Source organism: Providencia sp. JUb39 (assembly GCF_012272845.1).
Lineage (GTDB): Bacteria > Pseudomonadota > Gammaproteobacteria > Enterobacterales > Enterobacteriaceae > Providencia > Providencia lanzhouensis.
This window is the reverse complement of sequence record NZ_JAAWXD020000001.1, coordinates 2,338,740-2,350,599: the sequence shown is the minus strand read 5'-3', so window position 1 is coordinate 2,350,599 and position 11,860 is coordinate 2,338,740. Positions and strand designations below refer to the sequence as shown.

At 43.0% G+C, this 11,860-nt stretch carries 8 protein-coding genes and 1 pseudogene; 3 read left to right on the top strand and 6 right to left on the bottom strand.

Features of this window, described 5'->3' with window-relative positions; translation table 11 throughout:
* Positions 1-112: 112 nt before the first annotated feature.
* From HFU86_RS10830 to speG, 5 genes and pseudogenes are all read right to left on the bottom strand, one after another.
* Entirely contained in the window at positions 113-1,468 is a 1,356-nt protein-coding gene (locus HFU86_RS10830; protein WP_036953195.1) for an MFS transporter, read from the bottom strand.
* Between the two features lie 584 nt (positions 1,469-2,052).
* A pseudogene (gene mgtE / locus HFU86_RS10825) lies at positions 2,053-3,333 on the bottom strand (magnesium transporter); the annotation flags it as partial.
* 387 nt (positions 3,334-3,720) lie between these two features.
* Positions 3,721-5,253 carry an exopolyphosphatase gene (gene ppx, locus HFU86_RS10820; protein ID WP_132496066.1) on the bottom strand — a complete coding sequence of 511 codons (1,533 nt, stop codon included), beginning with the start codon at positions 5,251-5,253 and terminating at the stop codon, positions 3,721-3,723.
* 4 nt (positions 5,254-5,257) lie between these two features.
* Positions 5,258-7,327, bottom strand: a complete 2,070-nt coding sequence (ppk1, locus tag HFU86_RS10815) for a polyphosphate kinase 1 (protein ID WP_036953204.1) — start codon at positions 7,325-7,327, stop codon at positions 5,258-5,260.
* 80 nt (positions 7,328-7,407) lie between these two features.
* Positions 7,408-7,953 carry a spermidine N1-acetyltransferase gene (speG, locus tag HFU86_RS10810; protein WP_132496064.1) on the bottom strand — a complete coding sequence of 182 codons (546 nt, stop codon included), beginning with the start codon at positions 7,951-7,953 and terminating at the stop codon, positions 7,408-7,410.
* 379 nt (positions 7,954-8,332) lie between these two features.
* Here speG and HFU86_RS10805 point away from each other — a divergent pair, with 379 nt between their 5' ends.
* A complete protein-coding gene (locus HFU86_RS10805) occupies positions 8,333-9,232 on the top strand; it encodes a LysR family transcriptional regulator (RefSeq protein ID WP_187129252.1) in 900 nt (299 codons plus the stop codon).
* A 35-nt stretch (positions 9,233-9,267) separates the two neighbouring features.
* On the opposite strand, the gene HFU86_RS10800 is transcribed toward HFU86_RS10805, so the two are convergent.
* On the bottom strand, positions 9,268-9,855 hold the full coding sequence (locus HFU86_RS10800; protein ID WP_036953212.1) for a LysE family translocator: 588 nt from the start codon (positions 9,853-9,855) through the stop codon (positions 9,268-9,270).
* Positions 9,856-10,202: 347 nt separating this feature from the next.
* Here HFU86_RS10800 and HFU86_RS10795 point away from each other — a divergent pair, with 347 nt between their 5' ends.
* Together HFU86_RS10795 and HFU86_RS10790 are read left to right on the top strand one after the other, a co-directional pair.
* A complete protein-coding gene (locus tag HFU86_RS10795) occupies positions 10,203-10,523 on the top strand; it encodes a metalloregulator ArsR/SmtB family transcription factor (RefSeq protein WP_132496062.1) in 321 nt (106 codons plus the stop codon).
* A 45-nt stretch (positions 10,524-10,568) separates the two neighbouring features.
* Positions 10,569-11,858: an arsenic transporter gene (locus tag HFU86_RS10790; protein WP_187129251.1), complete on the top strand. Its 1,290-nt coding sequence runs from the start codon at positions 10,569-10,571 to the stop codon at positions 11,856-11,858.
* Positions 11,859-11,860 lie beyond the last annotated feature (2 nt).

Here is an 11,860-nt window from a genome sequence, read left to right as displayed (position 1 = left end):
GAGGAAATATGAAAAAATGGAAAAGAACTATGGATAAAAGCACGGTTTTTCGTAAGAAAATAAAAAAGCCTGTGACTTTACAGCCACAGGCGAGTAATTGTTCTCATTCGTTTTATTGAGTTACGCTGGTTTTTAATGCTGCCGCAGGGTTACGTTCCTCTGTTGCGGTACGAGTCCAACCTTTGTATGACAGAGGGATAAACGCTACAGCAACGGCTAACAAGGAAACCCCCGCCACATAGTAGGCTGGCGCCATATGGGATTGCTGTAACCATGCCCCTGTTAAGATTGGGGTCAACCCGCCAAATACGGCATATGCCAAGTTGTATGCAAAGGATAATCCAGAGAAACGAATTTCGGGTGGGAACGCACGAGTACTGATAATTGGCGTTGTCGCAATCGCGCCCACGAAGAAGCCCATTAATGCGTAATTAAATGTTAAGGTATTCGCAGAAATATCGGATGACAATGATGAATAGAAGTAGATAGCCGTGACAGCTAATCCTCCCCAAGACAAGGTCATCGACGTACGAGTTCCCGTTTTATCCCCTAACCAGCCCCAGAAAATACAGCCTAAGGTTAAGGTCAAGGTTGCCGCGCAGTTGGCTTGCAAAGCAATATTACGATCGATGCCATAAATGCCTTTTAATACCACGTCAGGGGTCATCAAAATGGTGACAACGATAGCAGTAGACAGCGACCACGTCAGTGCCGCGGTGATCATGCAAGCTTGTTTATGGGATTTAACCACGGTTTTTACTGGTAACTCTTTGGTCAATGCCTTTTTAGCAGCCATCTCTTTGAAAATCGGGGTTTCTTGCAAGAAGCGACGCAGATAGACAGAGATAAAACCAAAGATACCCCCTAAGATAAACGGAATACGCCACGCAAAATCATGCACTTCTTGGGTGGTATAAGAACGCTCAATGATAATAGCGACGATAGATCCTAATAAAATCCCGCCAGTGATCCCTGAGGTTAATGTTCCCACGCCTAAACCATAACGCTGTTTCGGTGTATGTTCGGCAATAAACACCCATGCACCTGGCATTTCACCACCGATAGCAGCGCCTTGCATGATGCGCATTAATAACAGTAACAGTGGTGCAGCAGCGCCAATGGTCTCAAATGTCGGCAAGAAACCAATAATAAAAGTTGGGAATGCCATCAAGAAAATACTTAAGGTAAACATTTTCTTACGACCGATTTTATCGCCAAAGTGGGCCATGATAATGCCGCCCAATGGGCGAGCAAGATAACCCGCAGCAAACAGACCCAGCGTCGCCATTAATGCGAGAAATTCATTATCGCCCGGGAAAAATAGCTGGGAGATAATTTTCGCGTAAAAAACGAAAATAACGAAATCATAAAATTCTAAAGTGCCACCTAAAGAGGATAAGCCCAATGTTTTATAATCTTCTTTGCCCAACGGTCTGGCCGCAGGCTGGCTGGTTGTTTGCGATGTCATAATTCTGTCCTTCTAAATACACAACATTTCAATATTAGCGCGATGAGGTTATTTGTAATAATAGGTACGTTAAATAGCGAAGTAATTAATATTATTTGGCAAAGGATATGAGAGATAAAACGAGGGAAAATAAACCAAGGTAATACTCTGTATCTCTAACGTGCCTTCATTTATAGCAGAAAGTTTCATATTCTGTAAACTGCCACCTTGAAAACAAGCATAAGATTCTATTTAGTTAAAAAAGGTCAAATTACTACTCTAAATGATAATTGAATGCCACGATATGATATTAATAAACTAGCAATTACAGACGATTGTATATTTTGAGATGTAAAATAATGGCGAAAAAGGTAATAAATATAATGGTACTCATTTATTAAGTGTGAAATTAAATAGAATTAATAGCGGGTATAGATAAAACAATATAATTAATTTGCAGGGGATAAGGCTATTTAAATAAATAATACTCGCTGATATGATCTGTCAGTGATTTCTATTTTAGTAGGATTAGGAGGTTTTGCAGGAAATGGCAGGTTTTTATAAACCCGCGCACCTAGCTTAAGGCAAAGTACGCGGGTTGGCTGTTAAACTAAGAACAGGGTAGCTAACCCTAAGAAGATAAAGAAACCACCAGTATCAGTTATTGCGGTGATCATCACGCTAGAGCCGATAGCAGGATCTTTACCCATCTTAATCATAATTAATGGGATCAGAACACCCATGATGGCAGCCATCAAGAGGTTGAGTACCATCGCAAGGGTCATCACGGCGCCCATGGCGAGATCCCCATAGAGAAGGTAGGTGACGACGCCCATAATACCACCCCAAACCACCCCGTTAATAAAGGCGACTCCGAGCTCTCTGACCATCAGGAAGGAGAAGCTACCGTTCTGGATTTGGTGTAATGCGATGGCGCGGACAATCATGGTAATAGTCTGGTTACCGGTATTACCACCGATACCCGCCACGATTGGCATTAATGTTGCGAGGGCAACTAACTGTGAAATGGTATCTTCGAACACACCGATAACGCGGGAAGCCACAAACGCGGTACACAGGTTAATGGCAAGCCATGTCCAACGGGTTTTAACAGCTTGACCAACAGGGGCGAATACGTCCTCTTCAGGGCTTAACCCCCCCATACGGCGGATGCTGTTGTCGTTTTCTTCGCTGATATTATCAACGATGTCCTCAACGGTTAGACGCCCCATCAGTAAACCGTTACTGTCTACAACGGCGGCAGAAATTAAGTCGTAACGTTCGAACGCGCTTGCCGCATCTTCCCCTTTTTCATCGGGTAAGAAAGTGACGGTATCGGTTTTCATCACGTCGGCAACAATACGTTCTGGCGCTTGGATCAAAATGGTGGTTAGGGGTAATTCACCTTGCAGATAATTATCTTTATCGACAACGAAAATTTTATCCGTTGCTTCAGGAATTTTTCCCCGTTGGCGTAGATAGCGTTGCACTGTTTTTAAGGTGACATTGGAACGTACGGTGACGAATTCGAAATCCATCATTTGCCCAACGCTGTCTTTGGCGTATTGGAGAACTTCACGAATACGGCTGCGTAAGCTTGGGTCTAAGTAGGTAAGGAGACGGCGCATCGTATCGCGAGGCAAGTGCTCGGCGATATACGCTTGTTCGTCCACATGTAAGCCAGCAACCGCTCGCAGCAGTTCTCGGTCTGACATATCTTTAATCAGGCTGTCCCAAACAGAGACGGAGGCCTCGACCAATACTTCACCGCGTTCGTTGTTGTCGACTAAGCGCCAAAGTGCGAGGCGCTCGTCGTACGGGAGCATTTCAAGGATATCGGCGATATCCGCGGTGTGGAGGTCAACAAGCAGTTCTTTAACAGTGCTAATTTTTTCACTAAATGCTTTATCATCCATACTGACGTGTTGGTCTTTTTCGACAAGAGCGTGAACAAACTCTTCGTCTTCCATGAATAACGTCAGTATTTGCTGGCGGATATACGCCAGTCTTTGTGAATGCGGATTGATTATTGGTGCCGCATCAGTTGAAAAAGCAGTTTGTGACATGTTAATCCTTAAACCATTCGGCGCCGAAGCGCTTTAAATTAATTCGCCTGCGAGGTGACGAAACTTCTACCCAAGTATTGTCGCTGATCCCAAAAAAATATCAAATCTGTTCATATTTCGAATAAGAAGAACAAAACAACACTGACCGCAACTCATTATTTTTTATTTCTATTTTCTAAATCATATTCATTTTTGAGTCATATAAGCCTATGGCTCATTTTCTGCGCAAATGGTGAGTTTCCAGCCTGGAACCTCTTCCCAGTAGGCACTCTCTTTTTCAAGGTCTAGCAGCATTAACGCATTGTGGGCGAGATATTGCTCAGGTAAGAAAAGTGTCCAATGACCTTCATCGGTTTCAATGCGCATAGTCGAAGGTGTCGTTGTCGATTGGCGCTGATTATTCAATAAGATAGATAAGCGCAAAATCTGAATCAACGGCATAAATTGCTTGCGTTTAAATAAGTTAAATTTAGGTATTTCATCGTATTTAATGGCACGACGATGATTACGAACCAATGTCGCTAATAGTAATTGTTGCTCTTGGCTAAATCCTGGTAAGTTGGTGTTTTGTAAGATATAAGCGGAGTGGCGATGCATGCCACTATGGTTAATGCTCAATCCCACTTCGTGCAGCATAACCGCCCAAATTAAAATGGATTCTAATTGCGGGTTGGCCTGTTTAGGGTTCTGCTGGCGCCACTGATAATACAGCTCTTCCATGGTTTTCAAAACCCGTTTGGCTTGTTCTCGGTCGATATTATAGTGCTCGGCAAGGCTTAATGCGGTGCGTTGCCGAATATCTTGGTGGCGAAAGCGGCCTTCCATTTCATAGAGAACACCTTCACGCAGAGCGCCATCTGAGAGCCGTAATTCTTTGATGTCGAGGGAATCAAACACCGCAATTAAGATAGCTAAACCCGGCACAAAAACTTGTTTACGATCAGAAGAAAGTCCTGGAATTTCTAGTGATTTAAACGTTTTGTACTTCAATGCTATTTGTTTTATTTTTTCAAGGCGTTCGCGGGTAATAATCCCATCACGGTCGCCCATCTCTACAATCACCGCATGTGCGGCTTTAATGGTGCCGGAGGCCCCCATCGCGACGTCCCAAACTTGCTTCTTAAACAGGGTAGCGGTGCTTTCCAGTTTTAAGCAGGCGGCTAAATAAGCGCGATTAAAATTATCTGGGGAAATCGATTCATTAGGGAAATAGTGACGCGCGAAGCTAACGCAGCCCATACGGCGGCTTTCAATTAAAATCGGTTCAAATTTTTCACCGATCACCAGCTCCGTGGAACCGCCGCCAATATCGATAACCAGTTTGCGTCCTTTTTCCGGCTGCGTGTGCTCAACGCCCATAAAAATCAAACGCGCTTCCTCTTGTCCTGAAATAATCTCAATCGGGTAGGGGATAATGGCTTTGGCTCGGCGTAGAAATTCTTCAACGTTGGTGGCGACTCGTAATGAATGGGTACCGACGATACAGACGTTATCAGGCGTGAAACCTTGTAGACGCTCAGCAAATAGCGATAAACACGCTAAGCCGCGCTCCATGGCTTCTTCACTGAGTTCGTTGGTATCGCTCAGCCCATCAGCAAGATGAACACGTTTTTTTAAACGGGTTAGAACTTGTAGTGCTCCATTGACAATACGCGCAATAACCATATGAAAACTGTTTGAACCCAAGTCAATTGCCGCAATTTCTTGTGGTCTTGGGGTAGATGAACTGGCAATTGGCATAGTATCAAGCTCTTGTTTCAGGCATTTCGAGTGCTTTTAAAAATTCATAAACAGCTAATTGAGCGCGAATTTTGCGCTTATTGCCGCGGGGAACATAATGATTACTGAGTTCTTTGTCAACAAAGCGGGCTTTGACAGTATCACTGAACTGTAATTCGAGGATATCTAAAACCAACTGTTTAAGTCGCGGATCCAGCAAACGAACAGCCACCTCGATACGGTAGTCGATGTTGCGGGTCATCCAATCGGCCGAGGAGATAAAGACTTTTTCGTCACCGCCGTTGGTAAAGACATAAACTCGGTCATGCTCTAAGAATCGGTCCACCACACTGGTGACCTGGATATTTTCGCTATAACCTTGTTGCCCTGAGACAAGTGAACACATACCACGCACTAACAAGCGAATTTTAACGCCCGCATTGGAAGCATCGTAAAGTTTATCGGTCAGTTCTTTATCAACTAAATTATTAATTTTCAGCGTGATGCCGCTAGGTAACCCAGCTTCAGCATTCGCAATTTCTTGGTCAATTAATTCAGTGATTTTGGTGCGTGTATTTTGTGGAGACACCATCAAGTTATCGAAAGTTACAGGGCGATACGGGTTTTCAATAAAGCTAAATACTCGGCGCACTTCATTGGTGATTTGCTCATTACAGGTGAGTAATGAGTAATCGGTGTAGAGACGAGCGGTTTTTTCGTTAAAGTTACCCGTACCGATATGGGCATAGCGAACAATTTGTCCTTCTTCCATTCGGGAGATAATAAATAACTTGGCGTGAATTTTAAGCCCCGGCGCGGAGAAGATAACGTGAACACCCGCTTCAGTCAGGCGTTTTGCCCAGTGAATATTGGCGGCTTCATCAAAACGCGCTTGCAGCTCCACCACCACAGTGACTTTTTTACCGTTGTGGGCAGCATGGATCACCGAGTCGATAATGCGTGAGTCTTTTGCCACACGGTAAATATTGATTTTGATGGATAACACATTTGGGTCAAACGACGCTTGGCGCAGCAATTCTAATGTGTGCTCGAAGGTATAATAAGGGTAGTAGAGCAACACATCGCGTTCGCGAATGGCATCAAATCCGTTACGGAAATTATCAAACCAACGGTGACGTAAGCGCGGTAGCGGTTTGTTGAGTAAGTTTTTATTTCCTTCATTTGGGAAGTTAATAAAATCTTTAAAGTTATGGTAACGCCCCCCCGCAATCACCGAGTCATCACTTGATAACCCCAGTTTTTCTCGTAGCAGCGCGACCATTTCATCGGGCATATCACGTTGATAAACAAAGCGAACAGGCTCAGCCGTTAAGCGCTGTTTTAACGTGGATGACATAATTTCCAGCAGGCTAGATTCCATCTCCGTGGCGATATCATATTCCGCATCACGGGTCATTTTCATGGAGTAGGCGTTGAGCTTGTCGTAATCAAAGAAGCCTTTGAAAATTTCATCGAGAGTATAGCGTAGGATATTATCAATCAAAATCATTGATTTGCGGCGTTTTGGCATCTCTGGCGGGAGATTAACAAAACGCGGAACTTTATCCGATGGGATTTCTAATAAAGCGTATTGCACTTCAGCACCATTAATAATTTCTACGGCGAGGTAGGTGTAATCGTCTTTCAGAAATTCCACTAAATTAGTATCACGATTAATTAAAATTGGCGTGATATGTTGGCGTAAATTTTGACGAAAATATTGGCGTAACCAAATTTGCTGACGAGGTGAAATTTGACGCTCGTTAATTAAGAATATTTGGTTACGTGCCATTTCAAGGAGCAGGTCGTTGTAGAGAACGTCGAACTCTTGCTCTTGTTTGGCCACTTTAGATTGAATGCGTTTGAGTAGATGACGAGCACCGCTGGCGGAACCGCGCTCTTCATTGATTAAGATGCGACGTTTTACATCCGCAAAACGGACTTTATAGAACTCATCTAAGTTATTGGAGTAAATGCCCAAAAAACGCATTCGTTCTATAAGAGGGTTCCGCTTATCCGCGGCTTCTTGGAGAACTCGTTCGTTAAAAGAGAGCCAGCTGAGCTCTTTTTCATGATAGAGGCGTTCTTGGGACATTGTTGCTCCGTATTCGACTGGTTAATGCTGATAAAAACCGATTATCACCTTTGACTTCTTTTGCGCTATTCGTGGAAATGTTACGCGTTTTCAGACTGCTGTTTCATTGCAAAATATTGGTGCTGGAACACACACATACGGATTGCGGTGTGGTAGCGACCATTAACAAAAAATTCATCAATCAGCTCGCCTTCTGTGTGGAAACCGAGTTTATTATAAATATGGATAGCTTTGACATTTTCTTTATCGACTATCAGATAAAGTTTGTACAAATTGAGCACTGAAAAGGCGTAGTCCATGGCCAGTTTTGCAGCGCGGCTTGCATACCCTTTGCCTTGATAGCGGGGTGCAATAATAATCTGGAATTCAGAACGACGGTGAACATAATCAATTTCAACCAGCTCAACTAAACCGACTTTTTCACTGTCAGATTCGACAATAAAGCGGCGTTCGGATTGGTCATGAATATGCTTATCGTAAAGATCACTGAGCTCAACGAATGCCTCATAAGGCTCTTCGAACCAATAACGCATAATGTTGGCGTTATTGTCCAGCTGGTGGATAAAAGCTAAATCTTCACGCTCAAGTGGGCGCAACTTAAACAGATGAGCTTGCCCGGTCGTCATAAAACACCTCGATTGTTGTTAATTATAAAACTATTTAAGGCGAAAGTATCAACTAGAAAATTAATTACTTAGCGCTGTAATAAGGATACCACTTATTTGCAATAAAATAATGACAGAAAGCAGGGTGAGGGAGAGTTTGTCGAAGATTAGTTTGTTTAAGTGGGAATGATTAGCATGTAGTTAGCGGTACACTGAGATGATTGTGATATTAATCTAGTCAGGCTGGTCGCTTTGTACCATGAGTGGGCGTTGATGAATCGCTCTCAGAGGATAGGCTTTGGTGTTATTTATAAAAATATAGCCATTTCGAATTAGGTGTAGAATACGATAGTATGATGAATATCAAATTGAGAGTTTATTCATGTCCATAGGTATATAAATGATAGATGATATCCGTTACCTGATTGTTTTTGCAAAAATTGTGGAGTCAGGCTCAATTTCAGGAGGGGCAGACGCTTTAGGGCTCACTACTGCAACGGCAAGTACTCATTTATCTAAACTTGAGAAAAACCTTGGAAGTGCATTGTTATATCGAAATACCCGAAAACTCTCTCTAACTTATGATGGCGCCAAATTACTTGAGACAGCAAATTCCATGCTTGAGTTGTATGAAAAGGGATTTATTGAGTTTAAGCAACGTGCCATTTCAACAACAAATAAGTTGAATATTTCTATCCCCGCTGTTTTTCTAAATAGTGATTTCACTCATCATCTTGCTGATTTTATAAAAGAATATTCAGATGTTTGCCTGAATATTTCTTATAGTGATACACGCAGAGACATCATTGCGGACAGTATTGATGTTGCATTTCGGATTGGGGAACTTCCGGACAGTTCACTCAAATCTCGACATCTTTTTGTATTGCCCAGACAAGTTGTAGCATCTAAGCGATTTCTCAGAAATTACGAGCCAGTAAACCATCCTAAGGACTTAGAAAAAATGCCTTGGATTGGTTTAACTATGCGGCAGAGTATTCGAGAATTTAAGCACAAAAATGGGGAGGTAGCTTTAATTAAGTACACACCAACTGTTAATGTTGATAATGTTGAGGCTGCCTACACCCTTGCAAAACAGCAAGTGGGTCTAACTGCTCCTCCCCTCTATCTCTGCCGAGAAGACATTAAACGTGAAGAGATGCAAGAGGTACTCCCTGAGTGGTCATTAGAGCCGCTTAAAGTTTATGCAATTTGGCCTCCCAATATATCGACTAGCAGTATTGCTTACACATTGATTAATAAGCTTTATAATGCGTTTGAGTCTCATCAATTGGATTGTTGAGTGATTAGGGTATTAATGGCAACTGACAATTTGAGTTATTGGGAATAAAGCAGATAGCATGCTGTAATAATTAATGTTCCCCCCATCAAAAAATTAAAAATGCGAATTCTCTGGGTGCTATTCAGTAATATTGAAACTTTGTCCCCAAGAATAGCCCATGCAGTCAACGAGAAATAACACACGAGAAAGTAGATCATGATAAAGGTTATTAGTGTAGTTTGCGTTGATGGTTCAGAGAACAAGGCAATCCCTGAAGCGCAAGCTATCCAAGCTTTTGGATTGAGCCATTGAAGCAAAAAACCGTGGGTAAAACTTGGGATATCAACTTTATTCAAAGTTAACTCAGGCTGGGATGAGGCAATTTTATAACCGATATATATTATAAACGCTGATCCAGTAATATTGAGGTATTTAAGGAACAGTGGATGCTTATCGATGACTGTGTAGAAACCAAATCCGATAAATATAAGTAATAACGTAAATCCGATTGTGGCGCCTGAAACAAATGGGAGAGTTCTTCTAACGCCATGGCTTGCGGCTGAAGAGACAATGACCATATTGACAGGACCTGGTGAAATTGACATCGTTAAGGAAAACATAAACATAGTAAAGATTAGAATCATTTTCTCTCCGCGTTCTTATTAACGCACAATAAAAAATATACCGAATTTTTATTACCCGGTTGAGTTTCTGTAGTCTTTATAGGTTATAGAAATAAAAACGCTAGATTAAGTCGGTTTTCTTTAAAGGTGTATTTGATTTTTCCACACTATCGTTTCATGTATCGATCAGACAATACCATCGTATTTTCAGGGGGTTGAAAAGCAAGGTCTTGTCATTCGCTTTACGTGCTCACTTTATGCGCAGAACCAAGCCATAATTACGTTTGCTCCTACGAGATGTTTTGATGATTTCAAAATAAACACATATGGTATACCATATGTGTTTGGCATGCTAAACGGAGTAAACAATGCTACAACCTGTTCAGCTTTTTAAAATCTTATCGGATGAAACTCGTCTCACTATTGTTATGCTTCTCCGGGAATCGGGTGAATTGTGCGTATGCGATATATGTGCGGTTACTACTGAATCACAGCCTAAAATTTCTCGTCATATGGCTATTCTGCGTGAGGCTGGGCTGGTACTAGATCGTCGAGAAGGTAAATGGATTCACTATCGTCTCTCACCCCACATTCCCGCATGGGCGAGTGAAACAATAACGACGGGATGGCACTGCTTGCGCGATGATATACGTGAACGCTTGAAAAAGTCCGTATGTGCGTCTTGCTGATAAGTTTAATTATATGCGCGTAAACATATATGAAGGAGTCTGGAAATGTTTCTTGCTGGAAGCATCTTTATACTGACGTTGGTTCTAGTCATCTGGCAACCAAGAGGACTCAGTATTGGCTGGAGTGCAAGTATTGGAGCCGTGCTTGCTCTGGGAACGGGGGTGATCCAATTTGATGATATTCCCGTCGTCTGGCATATCGTCTGGAATGCTACAGCAGCATTCATTGCGATCATCATCATCAGCTTGCTGCTAGATGAATCTGGTTTCTTTGAATGGGCTGCATTGCATGTTTCCCGCTGGGGAAACGGCCGCGGTCGTCTGCTGTTTACCTGGATTGTCCTGCTTGGCGCTGCGGTTGCTGCACTGTTTGCAAACGATGGTGCTGCATTGATATTAACACCGATTGTGATTGCAATGTTACTCGCTCTGGGGTTCAGTCAGGGAACAACACTGGCATTTGTCATGGCGGCAGGATTCATCGCTGATACCGCTAGCTTACCTCTGATTGTCTCTAACCTAGTCAATATTGTTTCAGCAGATTTCTTCGGTCTGGGCTTTACGCAGTATGCTTCCGTGATGGTTCCTGTGAATTTGGTGGCTATTGCTGCCACGCTGGTTATGCTGCATCTCTTCTTTCGTCGTGATATCCCTGCCAGATATGACGTTTCTTTGCTGAGAATCCCTAGTAGTGCGATTAAGGATCCTGCAACGTTTAGGGCTGGCTGGGTTGTTCTGCTGTTCCTGCTAGTTGGTTTTTTTGTTCTGGAGCCGCTGGGGATCCCTGTCAGCGCGATAGCAGCTATTGGCGCAGTGGTATTGCTAGTGGTAGCCAAGAGGGGAGATGCCATTAATACTGGGAAAGTGCTTCGCGGAGCGCCTTGGCAGATCGTGATTTTCTCTCTGGGTATGTATTTGGTTGTCTATGGTCTCCGTAATGCTGGACTCACTGACTATCTTTCTTCCGTACTCAATATACTGGCGGATAAAGGCTTATGGGCTGCGACATTCGGTACTGGCTTCCTGACCGCCTTCTTATCGTCGATGATGAATAATATGCCGACGGTGCTGATTGGAGCGCTGTCGATAGACGGGAGTGCTGCAACTGGTGTCATCAAGGAGGCAATGATTTACGCCAATGTGATTGGTTGCGACTTAGGCCCCAAAATTACCCCGATAGGCAGTCTTGCTACACTGTTATGGCTTCATGTATTGGCTCAGAAAAATATGACAATCACGTGGGGGTATTATTTCCGTATCGGCATTATCATGACCTTACCAGTGTTATTTTTTACTCTGGTCGCGCTAGCGTGGCGGCTATCTATCACTTTGTAATG